Below are 22,405 nucleotides of genomic sequence, written 5' to 3' on the forward strand. Positions count from 1 at the left end.
CGGCGCTCAGGCGGGCGGCTCAGAAGGAAAACGCGCGATGAAACAGGTGCCCAGTTCCGCCGATGAGCTCACGGTCAGGATCCCGTCATGGGCAGTGGCGATCTGTGAGGCGATGTACAGCCCCAGTCCCAAGCCTTCCCCGCGACCACCGGCTTCGGATCGGGTGAAGGGCTCGAACAGCAGCGGCATCAGCCGTGGCGAAATGGGCGCGCCATAATTCATGACGGAAATGATGACTTGATCGCATTCCTGCCAGACGTGCAGATGGATCGGCGTCGTGGGCGACCCGTGGGTGACGGCGTTGCCCAGCAGGTTGGACAGCAACTGACTGATGCGCAGCGGGTCGCAGTAGACGGTGCCGCTGAGGTCGATGGCCTCGATGAAGCTCGCCTGCGGGTGCGACGCGCGGATCTCGTCCACAGTCGCTGTCAACACCTCGGGAAGTTCGTCGGTGATGTGGCGTTTCACCGGAATCCCGCCGCCCATTCGGCCCCGGGCAAAATCCAGCACGTTCTCGATCAGTACGCCCATGCGGATCGAGCTCTGCCGGATGGCCGCCACCAGCCCCAGCGAGCGCTTGTCTTCGGTTTTGGTCGCCAACAGGTCGGCGCTCATGCGGATCGCACTCAACGGCGTACGCAGGTCGTGGCCCAGCACCGCCATGAACTGTTCGCGCAGCCGGCCGTGTTCGTTGGCGTCGGTCAGCTCGGCGCGGGCGGTCTCCAGGTGACCTTGGGTGTCCAGGCTCATGGCGATCAACTGCGCGAACAGGGTCAGCGTCTTGACGATGGCAGGATCGCCCAGATTGGCCGGCACTGAATCGATCGCGCACAGCGTGCCGAAGAAGCGGCCGTCGGCCAGAACGATGGGGATCGATATGTAGCTTTCCAGCCCGTAGATGTTGGGCGTGTGATGGGTGGCGAACTGCGGGTCGGCGCTGGCGTGGCCGAAGACCACGGGTTGCTGATGCTGCCTGATCTCGTGGCAAATGGTCGATTCCAGCACCAACTCGCCGCCCGGCTTGAGGCCGAAATTGATCGAGTCATCGACGGCGCAGGCCACCCAGTTGCTTTCCGTGACCCTGGCGATCGCCGCGAAGCGCATGCCGGTGATGTGCTTGACCATGCTCAGAATGACGGGCACGGCAGGGATCGCACTGATCGCCTCAACATCCAAAGCAAACTCTGGGCGGGTCATCGGATCTGGCTCTGGGGTGGTGGGAGGGCAGCGTAGCTAAAATCGGCCGATATGGCTAACCCCTCGGCCCCGTACGGGACGTGTCGGCGCAGATTATTGAACCCTGAGCCTCGCGCAGTGGTCGTTTTATTGATGCCCCAAGGGCAAATGTCATTTGCGTCCCATGAGCTGTTTGCTGTCGGTCGACGTGGCGATACTTGTCAGCCTTATGTCTCTTGAAGCGTTTGCTTCTCCCAGCTTCTAATTCTCAAAACAATGGGCCCATGGATGGCCGCCGCGAGGTTGAACGATGATTGCGATGCACCGATTTGCACTGCTGATGACCACTGCTGCGATGCTCAGTGCCTGCGGCGAGACCGCCAAGCTGCCGTTCCAGGCGGGTGTAGGCGCGCAGCCGCAACTGCCCGAGCCGAACAGCACGCTGATTCCGACGGTCAAGGTGTCCAAGGCCGTCGGTTGGAAGGGCACCGACACGCCCAAGGCCGCCGAGGGCTTCAAGGTCAGCGCGCTGGCCGAGAACCTCGATCACCCGCGCTGGCTGTACAGCCTGCCCAACGGCGACATCCTGGTGGCCGAAAGCAACAAACCGCCCAAGCCTGAAGGCGCGACGGACGGCGGGCCGGGCGTGATGGCCTGGATCAAGCGCACCGCCACCGGGATCGTCATGAGCCGGGTGGGCGCCGAAGCCGAGAGCGCCAACCGCATCAGCATCCTGCGTGATGCCGACGGCGATGGCCGCGCGGAAATGAAGAAGGTGTTCATCAGCGGCCTGACCTCGCCGTTCGGCATGGTGCTGGTGGGCAACGAGCTGTTCATCGCCAATGCCGACGCCGTGGTCAAAATCCCGTACAACGACGGCCAGACTGAGAGCACCGCCAAGCCGGTGAAAGTCACCGACCTGCCAGCGGGCATCAATCACCACTGGACCAAGAACATCATCGCCAACCGCGAAGGCACCAAGCTGTACGTCACCGTTGGCTCGAACAGCAACGTGGGCGAGAACGGTCTGGAAGCCGAAGAAGGTCGCGCGGCGGTCTGGGAAGTCGACGTCAAGACCGGGCAGAAACGCCTGTTCGCCAGCGGCCTGCGCAACCCCAACGGGCTGGCCTGGAAGCCGGGCAGCAACGAGCTGTGGACGGTGGTCAACGAGCGTGACGAAATCGGCAGCGACCTGGTGCCGGATTACCTCACCTCGGTCAAGGACGGCGCGTTCTACGGCTGGCCCTGGAGCTACTACGGCCAACACGTCGACAGCCGTTTGCAGCCGCCGCGCCCGGACATGGTCGCCAAGGCCATCGCCCCGGATTACGCCCTCGGCACCCACGTCGCGCCGCTGGGCCTGACCTGGTCCGACCCGCGCGGCATGCCGGCCAAATTTGCTGACGGCGTGTTTGTCGGCGAGCACGGTTCGTGGAACCGCAATCCCCAGGCCGGCTACAAAGTCGTCTTCGTCGGCTTCAAGGATGGCCGCCCAACCGGCCTGCCGGTGGACGTCCTGACCGGCTTCCTCAACGCCGACGGCGACGCGCAGGGCCGTCCGGTCGGCGTGATCCTCGACAAACAGGGCGCGTTGCTGGTCGCAGACGATGTGGGCAACAAGGTCTGGCGCGTCAGTCAGGCCAAGTGATGGCGCAGCGATGAAATGAAAAATGCCGGTGATGATCACCGGCATTTTTCGTTTGGGCCGCCCCTTGGGCGTGCCTGCAGCTAGCGTGAAAATCGCCGCGCACCGGCCACGCAGAGAATCACCCCGACGGTTACGACCAGCATGCCCACGCTGACGCGTTCATGCAGGAGGGTCGCGGCCAGCGTCAGACCAAAAAAGGGCTGCAGCAACTGCAGTTGTCCCACCGCAGCGATCCCGCCCTGGGCAAGACCGCGGTACCAGAACACGAAGCCGATCAACATGCTGAACAGCGACACGTAGCCCAGGCTCACCCACGCCGGTGCGCTGATGGTGGACAGGGCTGGCGGCGCGCTGAGCAGGGTCAGGATCAGCATGAGCGGCAACGCCAGCACCAGCGCCCAGCAGATGACCTGCCACCCGCCGAGGGTTCGGGACAGCGTGGCGCCTTCGGCGTAACCCAGGCCGCAGACGACAATCGCCAGCAACATCAGCAGATCCCCCGCTGGTGACGCCGACAGCCCCTGAGCGCAGGCGAATCCCACCACCAGCGCACTGCCCAGCAACGAGAACACCCAGAACACCGGACGCGGGCGCTCGCCGCCGCGCAGAACGGCGAACACGGCAGTCGCCAACGGCAACAGGCCGACAAAAACGATGGAGTGCGCCGACGTAACGTATTGCAGCGCCAGTGCGGTGAGCAACGGGAAGCCGATCACCACGCCACTGGCGACGATGAGTAGCGGCATCAGTTGACGGCGGTTGGGGCGTTTCTCTCGCAGCACCAGCAACAGGCACAGGGCAACCGCGCCGGCAATGGACGCTCTGGCGACGGTCAGGAAAAGCGGCGCGAACTCCAGCACTGCGAGGCGCGTGGCAGGCAGTGAACCGCTGAAAATGATCACGCCGATCAGGCCGTTCAGCCATCCGGCAGTGGAGGGTTTTGCCGTCAGGGGCTGGGCCTTTGAAGAGATTTCCATGCGATGCGGACTCCTGGGGCGCAGGCGTGAGAACGCTGTTGCCGGTTGATGGTGTGTTGCCCACCGTGGTGGCCGCCGAGGTGGCGTAAGGAGCAGCCTAAAGAGCAGAATCAGCACAATCAAAAAATTGTCATGGATACAGCGCTTATGCCCCGCGCCCGCTACAAACCTATTGTCGACCGATTCGCCGCGCAGATCTCAGCTGGCGAACTGGCTCCCGGGACGCGCCTGCCGACCCATCGTCAGTTGGCGGCAGCTGAAGGCTTGGCGCTGGTCACGGCGTCTCGGGTCTATGCCGAGCTGGAAGCCATGGGCCTGGTGAGCGGCGAAACCGGGCGCGGCACCTTTGTCCGGGAAATCGCCCTGCCGCTGAGCCACGGCGTGGATCAACAAAGCAGCGCGCCCGGCGTACTTGATCTCAATTTCAACTACCCGACCCTGCCGGGTCAGGCCGAGCTGCTGCGCAACGGCCTTCGCCAGCTGGCGTTGTCGGGTGATCTGGAGGCACTGCTGCGCTATCAGCCCCATGCCGGCCGAAGCCATGAGCGCGCTTGCATGGCGCGGCACCTTGCTGCTCGGGGATTAACGGTCGAGGCCGAGGGGGTAGTGATCGTCAGCGGCGCGCAGCATGGCCTGGCGGTCACGGTGATGGCCTTGCTCAAACCGGGTGATGTGGTCGCGGTGGATGCGCTGACCTATTCGGGGTTCAAAGTGGTGGCTGATGCGCATCGGCTGGAGCTGGTGGCGATCCCCCATGCTGATGATGGTCCTGATCTGGACGCCCTTGAAAAGCTCTGCCAGCGACGGCGAGTCAAGGCGGTCTACACGATGCCGACGCTGCACAATCCCATGGGCTGGGTGATGGACCTGTCGTGGCGCGAGCACTTGGTGCGCATCGCTCGGCAGCACGGCCTGCTGTTGATCGAGGACGCGGCCTACGCATTTCTGGCCGACGAGCCGCCCGCGCCGTTGAAAGCGTTAGCGCCGGAGCTGACCGTGTACGTCTCGGGGTTCTCGAAGAACATCGCCACCGGGCTGCGGGTGGGCTACGTGGTCGCGCCGCTGCAGTGGGTGTCGGCCATCGAGCGGGCGATCCGGGCGACGGTCTGGAACACGCCGGGGGTGATGACGTCGCTGGTCTGCGGCTGGATCGAGGACGGCACCGTCGCGCGCCTTGAGGCGGAAAAGCGCCTCGACGCACGGGCCCGACAAACGCTCGCCCGAGAGCTGTTAATCGGGTTGAACGTCATCAGTCACCCGGCGTCCTATTTTTTATGGGTGCACCTGCCGGAGGATGCCAGGGCCGATCAGGTGGCCATGGCGTTGCTGGCGGACAAGGTGGCGGTCTCGACTGCCGAACCCTTCGCCACGTCCAGCATTGTACCCCACGGGATCCGCCTGGCGTTGGGCTCTCTGGATCTGGATGCATTGCGGGTAGCGTTACAGGCAGTACGTCGGGCAGTTGGGCGTTACGTGTATTGAAGGGTTCAAGAGGAGAGGGCAGCGGGCTTTGTTGAAGCATCGGTAAAGGTGTTTCTCACTCCGCCTACCATTCCTGAAATCGATAGTGACCATCACGGTAGGCGAGTTCTCTTTTTCTCGGAAGAGAGGAGGATGGCCCCATACCGAACTTGCTTGAGAAGGACGCCACGCGATGAAAATTTCAACCCTGCTGACCCTCGTCGCCGTGCTGTCCAGCGGATTCGTCGCTACGGGTTCTGCTGCAGCGGCGGTCACTGTTTCGGCGGCAGACGCCGAGGCGTGCCATTTGCTGCCGGTGGTTGAAAGCCGTGTGGCGTTGCAGTCTTCTCAAAGCGTTGGTGTGCTCTACAGCGAAAACACCGTCAGCACCCTCGAATACCTTGAGCGTTATCACGCGGTGGCGTTGAAAGGCGTCAAGAATGGCGGGCTGGATTCGCGTATTCGTGAGGCGTTCGTGAGCAGCTCCGATCCGAAACTGGCGATGGACTGGCTGAAAGGTTCTTTGGAGAAACAGTTCGCATCGGTGACCGTGTATGACAATCTCGACGCGCTGATGCAGGCGCGGCCGGACGTGGTGGTCATGCTCGACACCTACAGCCGCCTGATGTCCCAGCGTAATTCTCAAGTGGAAGCGCGCTTTATTGCGAAGTTCTACGACTCGAACCTGCAATACATCGGCAAGGCTGAAGGCCTCGGCGCCAAAGAGCTGACCTCGGTGTGGGTCCACGACAAGGCCGCTCCGGAGATCGCCGCGCAGATCAACCAGCAGCGCGATCTGCAGATCAACGCCCTGAAGCAGTTCGATGCTTCGCTCAAAGCGCTGGTGACCACAGGTAGTTCGGCGGAAGTGGCGAGTAATTGATCGCTGCCTACAAGGCGAACGCGGCTCGATAGTGGGACCGGCTTTAGCCGGGAAGAGGCCGGTGTAATCGCCCTCGATTTTGCAGCGTGACGCCCGACGCCTTCCCGGCTGAAGCCGGTCCCACAAGGTAAACGCAGTTCCCGAGGTGAATCCGGCCTGAGCCTTTCCCCTGATGCAAAAAAAACCGCTGCGCCCCTCATCAAGGCGTCAGCGGTTTTTTTGTGGGAGCGGTTACTTGCTGTCAGGCAACGCGTAGGCAATCACGTAATCACCGCGATCCGCCGACTGACGGGCGCCGCCTGCGGTGATGACGATGTACTGCTTGCCGGTCTTCGGTGACACATACGTCATCGGGCCGCCCTGACTGCCAACGGGCAAGCGGGCTTTCCAGGCTTCTTCGCCGTTGGCGCTGTTGAACGCGCGCAGGTAGTAATCCTGGGTGCCGGCGATGAACACCAGACCGCCCTGGGTCGACAGCGTGCCCCCCAGCGTCGGCATGCCGATCGGCAGCGGCAGGTGCATTTTGATGCCCATCGGGCCGGTGTCCTGCACGGTGCCCACCGGCACTTGCCAGGCAATCTTTTGGGTCTTCATGTCGATGGCGGTCAGCGTGCCGAACGGTGGCGCCTGGCACGGAATGCCGGCCACAGACAGGAATCGGTTTTTGTTTACGGCGTACGGGGTGCCTTTCAGCGGCACGGCGCCCATGCCGGTGTTCAGCGCTTCACCGCCGGACGCCGCAATGGCGTCCTTCAGTTGCGGCACCATCTGAATCCACAGGCCCAGGCGCATGTCATTGACGAAGATGAAGCCATGCACCGGGTCGGTCGACAGGCTGCCCCAGTTCATCCCGCCCAGGGAGCCCGGAAAGCTCAGCGAAATATCGGTGCCGGGCGCCGTGAACAGGCCCTCGTAGCGCATCTTCTTGAACGAAATCCGGCACAGCAGCTGGTCGAACGGCGTGGCACCCCACATGTCCGATTCGGTCAGGGTCTGCGCGCCGATTTGCGGCATGCCCACGGATTTTGGCTGGGTCGGCGAGTAAGGTTCGTTGGGGATGTTCGACGCCTTGACCGGGACTTCCTTGACCTCGGTCAGCGGCTGGCCCGTGTGGCGATCGAGGACGAAAATCTGCCCGGCCTTGGTGCCGATGACCAGCGCCGGCACCTTGCTGCCGTCAGGCTTGGCGAAGTCGATCAGGCTCGGCTGCATCGGCAGGTCGAAATCCCAGAGGTCGTTGTGGACCGTCTGGTACACCCACTTCTGCACGCCGGTGGTGGCGTTCAATGCCAGCACCGAGGCGCCGTAGGTGTGGTCGAGCTCCGTGCGCTTGACGCCATAGATGTCGGTGGACGAACTGCCCATCGGCAGGAACAGCGTGTTCATGGCCGGGTCGTAGGACATCGGTGCCCAACTGTTCGGCGTGCTGCGCACATAGGTTTTGTCGGCGGCAGGGGCCTGCTTGTCTTCGGGATTGCCCGGATCGAACGCCCAGCGCATCTGCCCGGTGACCACGTCAAAGCCACGGATCACGCCGCCCGGCATGTCGGCCTGTACGTTGTCGGCCACGCGTCCGCCGACGACCACGGTGGTCCCGGCCATCAGCGGCGCCGATGACAGTTGATAGTAGGAATCGGGCACGTTGCCCAGACCGGCCTTGAGGTCGACCTGGCCGTTGTTGCCGAAGCCCTGGCAGAACTCGCCGGTGTCGGCGTCCACGGCAATCAGGCGCGCGTCGATGGTGTTGGTCAGCAAACGACGCTGGCAGTTGGCGCCGGCCGGCACTGCGACCGGCGCGGCGGGGGTGCTGTCATCGGTGGGTGGCGCGACGGCGGCGCTGGCATCGAAATAGGCCAGCCCGCGGCAGCGTTGCCACACGGCGGACTTGGCGTTGATTTCGTTTTTCCACAGCTGCTTGCCGGTATCGGCGTCCAGCGCGATGACATTGTTGTGGGGCGTGCAGATGAACACCTTGTCGCCGATCTGCAACGGGGTCATCTGGTCTTCGGCGCCATTGCCGTCGCTGATGGCGACGTCGCCGGTGTGGTAGGTCCAGGCCGGCACCAGCTTGCTGACGTTGTCGCGGTTGATCTGGTCCAGCGCCGCAAAACGGCTGCCGCCTTCATCGTTGCCGTAATGGGCCCAGTCTTTCTGCGCGTGGGCCGGATCGACCTTGGTCAGCGCCGGGCCATCCCCCGTCGGCGACACCGAGGCGTGGGGCTGAAACATCCCCCAGAACCCGGCGACCAGCGCCACCGCCAGCACACCACCAACGAGGTAACCGCCGCGACCGGCCGCGAGGCCATTGGCCTTGCGCAGGGAAGGGTAGATCAGTGCGACCAGCAGGCTCAGGACGCCCAGCGCAAACAGGCGGGAAACCAGCGGCCAGAACACCAGCCCGGCGTCCACCAGCGCCCAGATCAGCGTCAGCAGCATCACCGCCGTAAACAGCCACGCGCCTGACAGGCGACGCCGGAACAGCAGGACGGCCGAGATAATCAGGCCCAGACCGGCCAGCAGGAAATACGCACTGCCGCCTAGCGTGACGAGATAGCCGCCGCCCGCTGCGAAGAGTAATCCGAAAACCAGCACGCCCAGCGCGACGACCCGAATGGGCCAGCGGCTGACGGCTGCAGAAGGTTGTGAGTGATTCATGAGGCATTCCTGCTGACGCGAAGAAGGGTCGTGGATGACCGATCAAGTGAGGTGAGGACAAGGGTTTAGAGCGTGATGGCTGCCAGATGGGGTTCTTCCGGCATTATCCGTCGCGTAATTAACCGGTTAGTTAATTCCGGCGACGATAGCAAAAAAACGCCATGCCTGCGTCAATTTGTCTCTGCTTGGGTGAGTCGGGGCGGGCGTTCTTCGGGGCTGGACGTGTCAACGCTACTGATCCATGAACGCGCGTAAACGGTGTTGCAGGCGGTCAACCGCATTGTCCATCGCAAGAAACGCCTCGACCGTCATCACCTGCCAGCGCTGGCCTTCGTCGCCGAACACCACCTGATCGAACAGGCTGTCAGCCACTTCAGCGACGAAAAACCAGGTGTCGAGCCCGTTGACGCCCTGACCCGGGTAGACCCGTTTGTGGATGAAGGAAGCGGGGTCGAGGACGATGCCGAATTCTTCCATCGTCTCCCGCACGGCGCACTCTTCCGGGGTCTCGTCGCCTTCGCGGCCGCCGCCGGGCAGGTCCCACAGATTCGGCCAAGGGATCTCCGGCTTGTCATCGCGTTGGTACGTCAGCAGCGAACCGTTGCACAGAATCGCAACTTTCGCACCGGAGAAGGGAGGGTGAGAGGACATGATTGCGCCTTCATGGAGTCAGTGCGGATAACCTAGCACTTCCTGGCTGAGGCATCTTCTTGCAGCCAGTAGCACTGACACACCGCAGTCATTCAGTAGGACCGCTTCAGCCGGGAAGGCATCAGTCGTCACACTGCAAATTTAATGGTGTTTACACTGGCCTTTTCCCGGCTAAAGCCAGTCCCACTAAAAGCATCGCCTGTTTGCAGTGGGACTAACATTCATTTGCCCTACCCACCCCGGGAGACACCATGGACCACCGGACACTCAAAGACGCCTACACCGGCTATATCGCCTGCCTCAATCGTCAGGACTGGGCTGCCTTGGGAGACTTCGTCGGCGAGGACGTGCATTACAACGGCGAGCGCGTCGGCCTGGCCGGCTACCGGCAAATGCTGGAGCGGGATTTCCGCGCCATTCCTGACCTGCGTTTCGTCATCGATCTGCTGATTGCCGAGCCACCGCACATTGCCGCGCGGCTGACGTTCGATTGCACGCCGGTGGGCGAGCTGTTCGAGGTGGCGGTGAACGGGAGGAGGGTGCAGTTTACGGAGAACGTGTTCTACACGTTTGAGGCGGCGCGTATCGTCAACGTCGCGTCGGTGATCGACAAGGCAGCGGTGGCGGCGCAGGTGCCAAAGCCGAAGCCCTGAACCGCCGAATGGCCTGGCAGCGCGGCTGACTCAGAGGAGAATCAGCGGCGCCACCACTCCATCAATGCAACGCGCTGGCGCGGTTCTTCGCGACGTCTTCGGCTTTGATCTCGCCGTCGCTCTGACCGAATCGACGCAGCACGAAGGTGCTCACGGCGGCCAGTTCAGCGTCGCTGTAACTGCGGGCGAAATCAGGCATGCGCTGGTCGACCCGTGCCGCCGTTGGCGTGTGACCTTCCAGCAACGTCGCCATCAGGTTACGGCCTTTGGGGTCGTTGACGGTTTTCAAGCCGGCCAACCCACCCGCCGGTGATTGCCGGCCGCTGCCGTCGATCTGGTGACAGGCCACGCAGGTGTCATTGAACAGCTTCTGGCCGAGCCCCTTTTGCAGCGCGGCATCGTTCACTGCCATGGTTGGGCGGGGGATGCCTTCGCTTCTGGCCGGCGTGCTCTTGAGGTACACCGCGATGGCTTTCAGGTCCGCCGGATCGAGGTAGCGCAGACTGTGCTCGACCGCGTCACCCATTGGCCCGCCCGCGCCGCCGAAACCGGCCGCGTAGCCCTTCGACAGGTAGCTGACGATGGCGTCTTCCGGCCAGGCGCCGATGCCGTATTTGGCGTCGGAACTGATGTTGTAGGCCATCCAGTTGCCCAGTTCCGCACCCGCCAGAGAGTTGCCGGTGCTCATCGCCTGGAAGATGTTGCGTGGGGTGTGGCATTCGCCGCAGTGGCCCGGGCCCTGCACCAGATACGCGCCACGATTCCATTCAGCCGACTGCTTGCTGTCCGGGACGAAGCGTTCGTTGCCGGCGAAAATCGCGTTCCAGAACATCATTCCCCAGCGCTGATTGAACGGGAACGAAATCTTGTTCTCAGGCGGCATCTGTTTCACCGGCTCAAGGCTGAACAGGTAGCCCTTGATCGCCAGAATGTCTTCCCGGGACATCAGCGTGTAGGAGGTGTAAGGGAAGGCCGGGTAGTAATGCTTGCCGTCCTTGCCCACGCCTTTCTGCAGGGCGTCGACGAATTCGTCGTCGGTCCAGTTGCCGATCCCGGTTTCTTTGTCCGGGGTGATGTTGGGCGAATACAGGCTGCCGAACGGCAACTTGAATTCCAGCCCGCCGGCGTACGGCTTGCCGCCCGGCACGACGTGGCAGGCCACGCAATCAGCGGCGCGGGTCAGGTATTCGCCCTTGCTCATCGCTGGGGCGTCGCTCGCGTAAACAGTGCTAGCCAGCAAACCGGCCACAAGTCCGAGCGCAGTGTTGAAAACGTTCATGACGCGCTCCTCAAACAGTGAAATAGCCAAAGCGGCTCAACGGCAAACGACGCTCACGCACACCGGTCGCGGCGTACACCGCATTGACCAGCGCGGCCGCAGCGGGCACGGCCCCGGTTTCACCAACACCGCCAGGGGTCTCGACGCTGTCGACGATGTGCACCTCCACCGGTGGCGCGTCGCTCATGCGGATCTGCCGGTACTCGTGGAAGTTGGTCTGCTGCACTTGGCCTTTCTCGACAAGGATTTCGTTGAAGAGCGCGGCCGACAGACCGAACAGCGTGCCGCCTTCCATCTGCGACGCTACGGAGGTCGGGTTGGTTGCGAAGCCGCAGTCGATGACCGTCACCAGCCGCTTGATGCGCAGGCCTTTGTCGCCTTGCTTCTCCAGCTCGACGATGGTCGCAACAAAGCTGCCGAACACCGCCGTCACTGCCACGCCACGGCCGGAACCGGCAGGCAGCGGCTTGTCCCACTCCACCAGTTGCGCCGCTTTGGTCAGCACTGCCTGGGCGCGGGGTTGCGACTGCATCAGCGCCAGGCGGTATTTCACCGGATCGACCTTGGCGTTGTGCGCCAGCTCGTCGATGAAGCACTCGATGGCGTAGGTGCTGCGCAGCGGTCCGACGCCGCGCCACCACGAAACCGGAATCACTTCCGGGTCGTGACGGATGTAGCGCACCTGCAGGTTGGGCAGGGTGTAGATCGGGTCCTTCGCCACTTCCACGGCATCGCCATCGACGCCGTCAGCCGGCAATGCGCCGATATAGGCCGCGACCACCGAGGCACCGGCGATGCGATGCTCCCAGCCCACCGGACGCAGGTCTTTGTCCAGCGCCGCATTGAGGCGGTCGACGTAGTGCGGACGATAACGGTCGTGGGTCATGTCCTCTTCACGGCTCCAGATCAGCTTGATCGGGTAGCTCAACTGGCGCGCGATGTCCACGGCCTGGAAGATGAAGTCAGACTCCAGGCGGCGGCCGAAACCACCGCCGATCAACTGGTTGTGGATCACCACCTTTTCCACCGGCATGCCGCAGACTTTGGCGGCGCCCGCCTGGGCCATCCCCGGCGCCTGACAGCCGACCCACAACTCGCACGCGTCGGCGCGCACATGGGCGACGCAGGTCATCGGCTCCAGAGGGGAGTGAGACAGGAAGGGTTGTTCGTAGATCGCTTCGAAGCGGCTCGAGGCGTTTTTCAACGCCCCGGCGATGTCACCGGACTGGTGCGCGAACACACCGTCGCCAGCGCTCGCCTCGAACAGCGATTTGTCCAGCTGGGCCGAATCAAGACCGGCATGGGGGCCGAGGTCCCAGTCGATGTCCAGCGCCTTGAGCGCTTGCTGGCAGGACCAGAAGTTGCTCGCCGTCACCGCCACCGCGTTGTCCAGACGGACGATATCGCGCACGCCGGGGACCTTGCGCGCAGCGTCTTCATTCTTGACGCCGCGCAGCGTGCCGCCATGAACCGGGCAGGTGAGGGTGGACGCAATCAGCATCCCCGGCACTTGCAGGTCGATGGTGAATTTCGCCGTGCCATTGACCTTGTTCGGGGTGTCCAAACGCTGGACCGGCTTGCCCAGCAGCTTGAATTCGCTGACGGCTTTGAGGGGGATCTCGGTCGGCAGCGGCAGCTTCGCCGCAGCGTCGACCAGCTCACCGTAACCGGCACTTTGGCCGTTCGGGCCGATGACCCGGCCGTTCTCGGCATGGCACTGGCTCGGCGCGACTTTCCAGCGCATGGCCGCTGCCTGAATCAGCACGATCCGTGCACCGGCGCCGGCCTTGCGCAAAGGCTCCCAGCTGTAGCGGGTGGAGGTCGAACCGCCGGTGGCCTGGAAACTCAGCAGCGCGTCGGTGTACAGCGCTGCATTGGGCGGGGCCTCGGTGATGGTGATCTGGCTCAGCGGCACTTCGAGCTCTTCGGCGACCATCATGGCGATGCCGGTCTGCACGCCCTGGCCCATTTCGATCTTCGGCGAAATCAGCGTGACGGCGCCGCTGTGGTCAATGCGCACGAAGGCGCCATAGCCTTGCTCGGCGTTGTCGCCCAGGCTGGCGCCCTTGACCAGATCAGCGGCGAAGCTGCGGGTGACTGACGCCGGCAGGTAGGTGCCGATGACCAGCCCGCCCAGCAGCGCACTGCCTTTGAGCAGCCCGCGACGCGAGAGCATCGCGGCAGATGATTGTGATTCGGACATGATGACTTCCTTCAGGCCTGGCTGACGCTTTTGATGGCGGCGCGAATGCGGGTGTAGGTGGCGCAGCGGCAGAGGTTGCCCGACATGGCGTTGACGATCTGCTCGTCGTTGGCTTTGGGGTGTTCCTGCAACAGCGCGACGGCGGACATGATCTGCCCCGACTGGCAGTAGCCGCATTGCACGACTTCATGGTCCAGCCAGGCTTTCTGTACCGCCTGCCCCACGGCCTGCTCGCCCACCGCTTCGATGGTGGTGACCTTGCGGCCGGCGACGGCGCTCACCGGCAGTACGCATGAGCGCACGGCCTGGCCGTCCAGGTGCACGGTGCACACGCCGCACTGGGCAATGCCGCAACCGTATTTGGTGCCGGTCAGGCCCATCACGTCGCGCAGGACCCACAACAATGGCATGTCGTCGGCGACATCCAGGTCGTGCTCCTGGCCGTTAATCATCAATTTCTGCATCACAACCTCAGACGGTCATCACGGTTGACGCACTGCGCCACGAGCAGGCTCGTGAGGCGGCATCAAGGCTTCGGTTTGTTTTAAAAAATAGCGCCGTGCCAGTGGCCAGCGCTTTATATAGGTCTGCTCGGACATTTTGGTTCGGGACGAGTCAGCGGGATGAATGGTAGTACGTTCATCATTGGAAATGTTTGATTGCGCTGAAAATATTTCCCGACAGGCAGTTCAATCACCCGCGACAACATGACGCGCTCCGCCGTAGTGCAGTCCCTGCATCTGTCGCACTTAACAGGGGGGCTGCGCCAGTCTCACTCGATGTGTTGAAAGTTGTGAGATAACAGAATACGCAAGGGTCTATTACGGAAATTGATCTAATTAACTCAAGCATCGATGACGGTGATGGGCCTTATCGATTTTAAGTATTTATCATCTGAGCCGATCACGAACAGAATGGCCCCAGAAGCAAACGACAAGCGCTTTGCTCCCTTACTACTTAATGAACTTCTGGAGAACGACCATGAAAGTATTAGCCTTCGCTGCTCTGTCCCTCGTCAGTGTATTTGCCGCTGCCGGCGAACTCCCAGCCACCAGCCAACAGCCTTTGACCCAAGTCGAACAATACAACCGCCACAAAGGTATCGACGTCGCGAAAGTGATCAGCATTAAAAACGCCCAGGACCCACAGAAAGTTGATGGTCCGGTGCAATCCACCATGGTTTATGTTGACCACGCCGGCGTGACCCACAGCCTTGACTACACCATCATGGGCTACGGTCGTCAAAATGGTTGATCGCCAGTGCCCTGGCGGCTTCAACTACAAACGCTATAAAAGAAACGCTGCATTGAATGCAGCGTTTTTTTTGCCTGATTATCTAGCTGCAACATCCTGCGGGCTAGTTCGACCGTGAACTTGCAGTTATTTATTTAAAAGACCTGGTCAGTTCTGTGCACGGACAAGCATCACGCCCGCCGCTGGATGAAGTCCAGGAAGGCTCTCAACGGTGATGGCACATAGCGCCGCCCCGGGTAATACAGAAACGGCCCGCTGAAGCTTGGCCACCAGGGTTCGAGCACCGGTTCCAGCGCGCCGCTGTCCAGATGGGGGCGCAACCAGTCTTCGAACAACGAGACGATGCCCAGGCCGTCGATGGCGGTGTGCACGGCAAGGTCGACGGCGCCGCCGATCCGCACGGTCAACGGGCCGGTAGGCTCGACGCGAACCTCTTCTCCGTCCCGCTCGTATTCCCAGAGCGGTACGGAGCCGCTGGGGAATTTGCCGCGCAGGCAGCTGTGGTTGAGCAGGTCCCGTGGATGTTCAGGGCGGCCCCGGGCGTCGAGGTACGCCGGCGATGCGGCGGTCGCGAAACGCTGAACGCGCGGGCCGATGGGCACGGCGATCATGTCCTGTTCCAAGCGGTCGTCGTAGCGAATGCCCGCGTCACAGCCGGCAGCGAGCATGTCGACGAAGCTTTCCTCCGTGACCACTTCCATACGGATGTCCGGGTGCGCCTGCAGAAACGGGGTGATGATCTGCGGCAATATCAGGCGGGCGGCGCTGACGGGCACGTTGAGCCTGAGCGTGCCGGAAGGGCGGTCGCGGAAATCATTGACCACGTCCAGTGCCGATTCGACTTCGCCGAGTGCGGGGACAATCCGTTCCATCAGCCGCGCGCCGGCTTCGGTCGGGACGACGCTGCGGGTGGTGCGGTTGAACAGGCGCACGCCCAGGCGAGACTCCATGCGTCGAACAGCATCGCTGAGGCTGGACGCCGACTTGCCACTCAGCCGTGCGCCTTCACGAAAACCGCCTGCGTTGACCACGGCCACGAAGGCCAGCAAATCCTGAATGTCTGTCGCCATCGTCCGCTCACTCGTACAACCCGTGCCGATTGCACCTGATTATCAGCGCAGCGGTCAACGCCTATAGTCGCCTCACACATACTTGATCACGAGGCGTCACCCATGAGCCAGGCCAGCAAGGCAGGACACTTTTCATTCGGCGGTCGCACCGTCAACCGCATGGGCTACGGCGCCATGCAACTGGCCGGTCCGGGCGTTTACGGACCACCGAAAGATCACGCGGCTGCCATCGCCGTTCTGCGTGAAGCGGTTGCTTCCGGCGTCAACCATATCGACACGGCCGACTTCTATGGTCCCCATGTCACCAACCTTCTGATCCGCGAGGCCCTGCATCCTTATGCCGACGAGCTGCTGATCGTCACCAAGGTTGGCGCGTCCCGAGGCACCGACGCTTCATGGAATCCCGCAAACAGCCCGGCGGAACTGGTGAGCGCGGTGCACGACAACCTGCGCAATCTCGGCGTGGAAGCGCTGCACGTGGTGAACTTCAGGGCGTGGGGCACCGGGCATTCGCCGGATGAAGCGTCGATAGCCGAGCAGTTCAGTGCGCTGGCTGAATTGCAGCGTCAGGGGCTGATTCAGCATCTGGGCCTGAGCAACGTCAGTGCGAAACAGGTTGCCGAGGCGCAGGGCATTGCCCAGGTGGTTTGCGTGCAGAACCATTACAACCTGGCCCACCGAGATGACGAGCAGCTGATCGCAGAACTCGGCAAGCAGGGCATCGCCTACGTGCCGTTCTTCCCGCTGGGCGGTTTCACGCCGTTGCAGTCCCAGACCCTGTCGGACGTCGCCACGCGCCTCGACACCTCGTCAATGTGCGTGGCACTGGCATGGCTGCTGCAGCGTGCGCCCAACCTGCTGCTGATTCCGGGCACCTCCTCGGTGGCGCATCTGCACGAAAACCTGACGGCAGCCGAGCTGGTGATCCCCCAGGAAATGCTCGCCGAACTCGACGGGCAGGGCGCCTGAAGCTGTCTCGGCATGCGCCGGCCCTACGTCTGGCGCATGGGGTCCCACTGGAGGAATGCATGCTTTCAGTGGGACTGGCTTTAGCCGGGAAGAGGCCGGTGTGAGCACCATCAATTTTGCGGTGTGACGACCGACGCCTTCCCGGCTGAAGCCGGTCCTACATTTAGACCACGCGGTGCAGCTAGACGAATGCGGTGTCATCGTAGGACCGGCTTTAGCCGGGAAGAGGCCGGTGTGAGCACCAACAATTTTGCGGTGTGACGACCGACGCCTTCCCGGCTGAAGCCGGTCCTACAGGGATCCGTGGTGTGTCAGTGAGAGTGGAGAAATCCTCACTGACCGCCGGGAATTGCCTCAATCCAGATCCGACGCATCATGCCGCTCCGGCACTTGGGTGGCTTCGTCGCCCCAGGTCCGGTTGACGCGCATGCCGCGGATCACTGCCGGCCGTTGCGCAATGGTTTCGGCCCAGCGCTGCACGTGGGTGTATTCGTGGGCGGCGAGGAATTCCGCGGCGCCGTACACGGTGTTGCGCACCACTTGCCCGTACCACGACCACACGGCGATGTCGGCGATGGTGTAGCTGTCGCCGGCCAGATAAGCGCTCTCGCTCAGGCGCCGATTCAGCACGTCCAGCTGACGCTTGGCTTCCATGGTGAAGCGGTCGATGGCGTATTCGAACTTCTCCGGCGCGTACACATAAAAGTGCCCGAAGCCCCCACCCAGATACGGCGCAGCGCCCATCTGCCAGAACAGCCAGTTCAGGGTTTCGGTGCGGCCCGCCAGATCCTTGGGCAGCAACTCGCCAAACTTCTCCGCCAGATACAGCAGGATCGAACCGGACTCGAACACGCGAAGGTTGGGTTCGACGCTGCGATCCAGCAGCGCCGGGATTTTCGAGTTGGGGTTGATGTCGACGAAGCCGCTGCCGAACTGATCGCCCTCGTTGATACGGATCAGCCAGGCGTCGTACTCGGCGCCGCTGTGCCCAAGGGCAAGCAGCTCCTCAAGCAGAATCGTCACCTTGACGCCGTTGGGCGTGGCCAGCGAATACAGCTGCAGCGGGTGTTTGCCGACCGGCAGGACCTTTTCATGGGTCGGCCCGGCCGTCGGGCGGTTGATGCTGGCGAACTGGCCGCCGGAGGGCGCTTTGTGTTTCCACACGGTAGGCGGGACGTAAGGTGCCTTGCTCATTGAACACTTCTCCTGAGGGTCAGTTTTAGCGGGAAGAGTCGAGGCGCGCCGGCCCCGACCCTTTAACACTGTTTATCGAGCAGAAGACAACGGCGGCGTGCGCGGCGGAATCTGGCGCTTGCTGCCGATGGATTCGAACGCCGAAGCGAAGCGCAGCAGGGCGGAATCCTCGTAAGCGCGGCCGGCGAAGGTCAGGCCCACGGGCATGCCAATGTCGGCCATTACGCCCATCGGCACAGTGACGGTGGGCACGCCGAGGTGACGGATCGCGAGGTTGCCGTTGGCGACCCAGACGCCGTTGCTCCAGGCGATGTCCGCCGAGGCCGGGTTGACGTCAGCATTCGCCGGGGCCACGTCGGCCACGGTCGGGAACAGCACCGCGTCCAGCCCGAGCCGCTGCATCCAGTCTTCGAGGTCAATGCGGCGGGTATGTTCCAGCCCGCGCAGGCCGTCCGGCAAGGTGTCGATCTGGTCCCACGGCGTGATGCCGCGTTGGGCCATCTTCACGTACTCGTCCATGCCGGCAGCGAGATCGCCCTCGCGGTTGGGCAGAGTGCCGGGGTCGTGGGGGAAAATCAGCGGTCCGTTGACGTCGGCCAGGCGGTTCAGTTTCGGGTCGCCGTTGGCTTGTAGAAAGTCATCGAACGCCCAGGCGGTGAGGTCCCACAATTCGTGGTGCAAAAATTCCTTGGAAACGATACCGCGGTTGTACACCGTCGGCGCGCCGGGACGATCGCCCTCGCAGTTGGAGACCAGCGGGAAATCCACTTCGATGACTTCGGCGCCCTGGGCTTCGAGTGCCTGGCGCGCTTGTTCCCACAGGTCGATCACCGAGGCGCGGGTGATGATGCGCTGGCCGGTGGGGCCGCCAATGCCGGGTGCTTCGGAGGTACCGGCTTCAGGGTCGGCGTTGATGTACATGCGCGGCACACCGAAGCGTTTGCCGGCCAGAGTCTGCGGGCTGGCGGCGAGGTCGGCGTAGGACGCCGGGCGCACCGAGTCGACCGAGGGAATCGGCACCCACGGCTGCAACCGCCACAGGTCGCCGCGGGTGTCGGCGTCTTCGGCGACCACCACGTCCAGCACTTCGAGCAGGTCGGCCATGGTCCGCGCGAAGGGCACGACCACGTCCATGGTCGGCGTCAGCGGCCAGTTGCCGCGCACCGAAATCACCCCGCGTGACGGCGTGTAGGCGCACAGGCCGTTGTTCGACGCAGGGCCACGGCCGCTCGACCAGGTTTCTTCGGCCAGCCCGAACGCCGCGAAACTCGCGGCCGTTGCAGTGCCGGCGCCGTTGGATGACCCGGACGCAAACGGCGCCGTCAGGAAATCCTCGTTGTAAGGGCTTTCAGCGCGGCCATACACGCCGCGCTGCATGCCGCCATTGGCCATCGGCGGCATGTTGGTCTTGCCCAGACAGATCGCACCGGCCCCACGCAACCGCTCGATGGTGAACGCATCACGGTGAGCGACCAGTTCGGCAAACGCCGGGCTGCCCGATGCCGCCGTGAGTCCGTTGACCAGATAGCTGTCTTTGGCGGTGTAGGGAATGCCGTCGAGGGGGCCGAGGGTTTCGCCTCGCGCGCGACGGTCATCGGAAGCTTGCGCTTCGTCGAGGGCCTGGGGATTGCGCACGACCACGGCGTTGAGCGCGGTGGCGGTGTCGGTGCCGTCATAGGCGTCGATTCTGGCGAGGTACGCCTGGACCAGTTCGACGGCGGTGGTCTGGCCCGCTTCAAGGGCTGAGCGCAACTGCGCGATGGAGACTTCGGTGACTTCGATCATGACTGCGACGACCGTGAGCCGGGGAGTAGAGAGCAGGACGTCTGAACAAGAATGGGCATATCGCTTCCCGTTGCGCGGCAGGGCCGGGCTGGTTTGAAACCGACTGAGGCGTGGGTGGGCACCGCAGCTCAGGTCGGCGGGCGTATTCGTGTGGCGCACATTATGCCTCCGCCATGCCTTTGTCGCGAGGCTTGCGCAGATGCCCTTAATGCAGAGCGTCAGAGGGCCGCCGCACATGCGGTATGGCGAAAGGCTTACACGACGCCGGGCAATGTCGCCCTGTACAGCGAAGCGCCACAAGCGCAACCTTGGATCCATCAACCGAAGCGCTGGATGTGCTTCGCAGGTCATGGATGATCCACCATTTGCCGGGACGGCTACTGACAGGATGTTGGAATGGTGTTGATAGAAAAGAACCCGCTCAGGCGGGTTTTTTATTGTCCGCGATAAAGTGCGCGGAGCGCTTGGGCAAGCTGCGCGGGCGCCTGGGCCGAGTTCTGTGGTTAACTCCTGCGCATCATTTTCTGTGGCAGGCTTTGCAATGACTCCCCATCACGGCGCGCACCGGCAAGTCATCGGCATGTGGTTGATGGCGGGCGTGGCGCTGACGTTCGCCAGTCATGACGCGATTTCCAAGACGCTGATCTATTCCCTGCCGGTGATCTTCGTCGCTTGGGCCCGCTACCTGGTTCACTCGACCCTGGTGACCACCGCGCTGCTGCGCAACGGCGGCGCAAACGTCTTCCACACCCGGCGGCCCTGGCTGCACCTGCTGCGCGCGGTGGTGTTGCTCGCCGACAGCCTGTCTTTCCTGTTCGGGCTTACCCACGTGCCCATCGCCGAATCCACGGCGCTGGTCTTCCTTGCCCCTGCGTTCGTAACGATTCTGTCGCCGCTGATCTTCGGCATCAAGGCGGATCGCTGGCAGTGGCTATCGGTGGTGCTGGGTTTCATCGGCGTGCTGGTGATCATCAACCCGGCGAGCGACGCCTTCTCGCTGTGGATGCTGTTTCCCCTCGCGACCGCGCTGTTCTTCGCGCTGTATCAACTGCTCACGCAACTGGCGGGGGAGACCGACAGCCCGTCGGTGTGCAGCTTCTACGTTGGCGTGTTCTGCACCCTGATCCTCAGCGCCATCGTGCCGTTCTACTGGGCCGAACCTGACTGGCTGCAGATGGGGTTGCTGCTGGTGCTGGGCGGTCTGGGGCTGTGCGCCCACTTTCTGATGGCCAAGTCTTATCGTTATGCTTCTTCGTCTGTGCTCGCACCGTTGGGTTACCTGCAAATCATCTTCGCGGTGGCTTACGGGGTTCTGCTGTTCGGCAACTTCCCGGCCACCGCCTCGCTGTTTGGCATCGGACTTATCCTCCTCAGCGGCCTGATGGTTTACGCCAGACGCCAACCCGTGGCGCCTGTCAGTCAGGTCTGATCAGGGCCTAGCTGAGTGTCAGGCGTTTTCATTGCCCGGACGGGTGAAGGAAAAACGGTGGATATCGACCCGCAACTGCCAGCCCTGGTTCGCCCAATAGGTCGCTGCGGCCGGGTTGGTCTTGAGTACGTCGATGTGGCATTTGTGAATGCCTTCCGCTTCAAGTCTGAGCAGACAGCGCTCCACCAACGCCTTTCCGGTTCCCTGCCGCCGATACTCAGGGAGCACCAGCAAATGCTGCAAATAGCCGCGCCGGCCGTCATGGCCCGACATCACACACCCGCAGATGAGTGAACCGTCCTCCGCCACAAAACTCAGTCCGGGGTTGCGCAGCAGATACCGCTCGGTGGACTCGCGCGAGTCCGCGTCACGCAAGGAAATACCCGGCGTGTCGCGCATGAGTTGGGTGATGGCGTCGTAATCGTCCAGGGTCATGGGGCGGATGGTGGGCATGGTGGGCGCCTAAGTGGAGAGAGGGCAGCGAGCGTAGCAGCGCGATTGGTGGGGTGTCATGTCAGCCGCTAGGTGACGCGGAGCGTCACGGGATGCATTCCCACGCGGAGCCTGGGAACGATCGGACTTCTTGTGACGCTCATGCCGGCCTCTTCCCGGCTGAAGCCGGTCCCACTAACAGCACGCGGTGTTTAGTAGGACCGGCTTTAGCCGGGAAGCTTTTGATCTTCGTACGCAAAAAGCTCAAGCACCGCAGAACGCGACTTGGGTGCAGGCCGAACGCAGACGACGCGGAGTGGGCCGAGCGGCATGGATGCCGCGAGAGCGCCGTCAGGACATGGATGTCCGTTCGGCGCGCGCCCACGGAGCGTCGTCGGAGTGAGGGAACCCTGACGAAGGAAGGGCCCAACCAGGAGCACAAGCACTTGGTTACTTGGGGCTTTATCAAGTAACTCGCCGAAGGCGAAACGATCTGCCGTTAGGCAGATGCTCTTGATCCTGATGTGTGCATCACCCTGTATCTGATCCGTATTTATAAGCCTTACCTGAATCTGTACTGAAACAGCCGCAACCCCCAAGATCACTTCACTCCCGGCAGACCGATCAAGCCCGACCGGTCCCCATCATCCGGCCTGAAACCTCTAGTACTTCATACTTGCGTAGGA

At 62.8% G+C, this 22,405-nt stretch carries 18 protein-coding genes; 7 read left to right on the forward strand and 11 right to left on the reverse strand.

Translation table 11 applies throughout. The features are described 5' to 3' along the window. Positions 1-6: 6 nt before the first annotated feature. Positions 7-1,197 (reverse strand): GAF domain-containing sensor histidine kinase, encoded by a 1,191-nt coding sequence (locus tag ABEH28_RS01185; RefSeq protein WP_346628843.1) that lies wholly within the window; start codon positions 1,195-1,197, stop codon positions 7-9. A 289-nt stretch (positions 1,198-1,486) separates the two neighbouring features. On the opposite strand from ABEH28_RS01185, the gene ABEH28_RS01190 reads away from it, so the two are divergent. Beyond that, positions 1,487-2,824 (forward strand): sorbosone dehydrogenase family protein, encoded by a 1,338-nt coding sequence (locus ABEH28_RS01190; protein WP_346628844.1) that lies wholly within the window; start codon positions 1,487-1,489, stop codon positions 2,822-2,824. Positions 2,825-2,904: 80 nt separating this feature from the next. On the opposite strand, the gene ABEH28_RS01195 is transcribed toward ABEH28_RS01190, so the two are convergent. Further along, positions 2,905-3,801 (reverse strand): DMT family transporter, encoded by an 897-nt coding sequence (locus tag ABEH28_RS01195; protein WP_346628845.1) that lies wholly within the window; start codon positions 3,799-3,801, stop codon positions 2,905-2,907. 147 nt (positions 3,802-3,948) lie between these two features. Here ABEH28_RS01195 and ABEH28_RS01200 point away from each other — a divergent pair, with 147 nt between their 5' ends. Further along, positions 3,949-5,283, forward strand: coding sequence for a PLP-dependent aminotransferase family protein (locus tag ABEH28_RS01200; protein ID WP_346628846.1), 1,335 nt, complete (start codon positions 3,949-3,951; stop codon positions 5,281-5,283). A gap of 172 nt (positions 5,284-5,455) precedes the next feature. Then, on the forward strand, positions 5,456-6,145 hold the full coding sequence (locus ABEH28_RS01205; RefSeq protein ID WP_346628847.1) for an ATPase: 690 nt from the start codon (positions 5,456-5,458) through the stop codon (positions 6,143-6,145). Positions 6,146-6,376: 231 nt separating this feature from the next. Here ABEH28_RS01205 and ABEH28_RS01210 read toward each other — a convergent pair whose 3' ends face one another. Both ABEH28_RS01210 and ABEH28_RS01215 read right to left on the reverse strand, forming a co-directional pair. Further along, positions 6,377-8,800 (reverse strand): glucose/quinate/shikimate family membrane-bound PQQ-dependent dehydrogenase, encoded by a 2,424-nt coding sequence (locus ABEH28_RS01210; RefSeq protein WP_346628848.1) that lies wholly within the window; start codon positions 8,798-8,800, stop codon positions 6,377-6,379. Between the two features lie 231 nt (positions 8,801-9,031). After that, the gene (locus ABEH28_RS01215) at positions 9,032-9,451 is read right to left on the reverse strand and encodes an NUDIX hydrolase (protein ID WP_346628849.1); all 420 of its coding nucleotides are present in this window, start codon (positions 9,449-9,451) and stop codon (positions 9,032-9,034) included. Positions 9,452-9,702: 251 nt separating this feature from the next. Between ABEH28_RS01215 and ABEH28_RS01220 the strand changes: the two genes are divergently transcribed. Next, positions 9,703-10,104, forward strand: a complete 402-nt coding sequence (locus ABEH28_RS01220) for an ester cyclase (protein ID WP_346628850.1) — start codon at positions 9,703-9,705, stop codon at positions 10,102-10,104. 61 nt (positions 10,105-10,165) lie between these two features. On the opposite strand, the gene ABEH28_RS01225 is transcribed toward ABEH28_RS01220, so the two are convergent. The 3 genes from ABEH28_RS01225 to ABEH28_RS01235 are packed head-to-tail and all read right to left on the reverse strand — an operon-like array spanning position 10,166 to position 14,050. Next, positions 10,166-11,383: a cytochrome c gene (locus tag ABEH28_RS01225; RefSeq protein WP_346628851.1), complete on the reverse strand. Its 1,218-nt coding sequence runs from the start codon at positions 11,381-11,383 to the stop codon at positions 10,166-10,168. Positions 11,384-11,393: 10 nt separating this feature from the next. Continuing rightward, entirely contained in the window at positions 11,394-13,586 is a 2,193-nt protein-coding gene (locus ABEH28_RS01230) for a xanthine dehydrogenase family protein molybdopterin-binding subunit (RefSeq protein WP_346628852.1), read from the reverse strand. An 11-nt stretch (positions 13,587-13,597) separates the two neighbouring features. Then, complete coding sequence (locus ABEH28_RS01235; protein WP_074893339.1) at positions 13,598-14,050, reverse strand: (2Fe-2S)-binding protein; 453 nt, start codon at positions 14,048-14,050, stop codon at positions 13,598-13,600. Between the two features lie 517 nt (positions 14,051-14,567). On the opposite strand from ABEH28_RS01235, the gene ABEH28_RS01240 reads away from it, so the two are divergent. After that, on the forward strand, positions 14,568-14,840 hold the full coding sequence (locus ABEH28_RS01240; RefSeq protein WP_346628853.1) for a DUF2790 domain-containing protein: 273 nt from the start codon (positions 14,568-14,570) through the stop codon (positions 14,838-14,840). Between the two features lie 170 nt (positions 14,841-15,010). On the opposite strand, the gene ABEH28_RS01245 is transcribed toward ABEH28_RS01240, so the two are convergent. Continuing rightward, positions 15,011-15,910, reverse strand: a complete 900-nt coding sequence (locus ABEH28_RS01245; protein WP_346628854.1) for a LysR family transcriptional regulator — start codon at positions 15,908-15,910, stop codon at positions 15,011-15,013. A gap of 102 nt (positions 15,911-16,012) precedes the next feature. Here ABEH28_RS01245 and ABEH28_RS01250 point away from each other — a divergent pair, with 102 nt between their 5' ends. After that, positions 16,013-16,879 (forward strand): aldo/keto reductase family oxidoreductase, encoded by an 867-nt coding sequence (locus ABEH28_RS01250; protein ID WP_346628855.1) that lies wholly within the window; start codon positions 16,013-16,015, stop codon positions 16,877-16,879. 354 nt (positions 16,880-17,233) lie between these two features. Here the strand turns inward: ABEH28_RS01250 and yghU are convergent, their stop codons facing one another. Next, positions 17,234-18,073 (reverse strand): glutathione-dependent disulfide-bond oxidoreductase, encoded by an 840-nt coding sequence (gene yghU / locus ABEH28_RS01255; RefSeq protein ID WP_346628856.1) that lies wholly within the window; start codon positions 18,071-18,073, stop codon positions 17,234-17,236. 72 nt (positions 18,074-18,145) lie between these two features. Next, a complete protein-coding gene (locus ABEH28_RS01260) occupies positions 18,146-19,858 on the reverse strand; it encodes an amidase (RefSeq protein ID WP_346628857.1) in 1,713 nt (570 codons plus the stop codon). Positions 19,859-20,399: 541 nt separating this feature from the next. Between ABEH28_RS01260 and ABEH28_RS01265 the strand changes: the two genes are divergently transcribed. Further along, the gene (locus tag ABEH28_RS01265; protein WP_346628858.1) at positions 20,400-21,287 is read left to right on the forward strand and encodes a DMT family transporter; all 888 of its coding nucleotides are present in this window, start codon (positions 20,400-20,402) and stop codon (positions 21,285-21,287) included. Between the two features lie 18 nt (positions 21,288-21,305). Here ABEH28_RS01265 and ABEH28_RS01270 read toward each other — a convergent pair whose 3' ends face one another. Then, a complete protein-coding gene (locus ABEH28_RS01270; RefSeq protein ID WP_346628859.1) occupies positions 21,306-21,740 on the reverse strand; it encodes a GNAT family N-acetyltransferase in 435 nt (144 codons plus the stop codon). Between the last annotated feature and the right edge of the window lie 665 nt (positions 21,741-22,405).

This window comes from Pseudomonas sp. Ps21-P2 (assembly GCF_039672565.1).
Taxonomy (GTDB): Bacteria; Pseudomonadota; Gammaproteobacteria; order Pseudomonadales; family Pseudomonadaceae; genus Aquipseudomonas.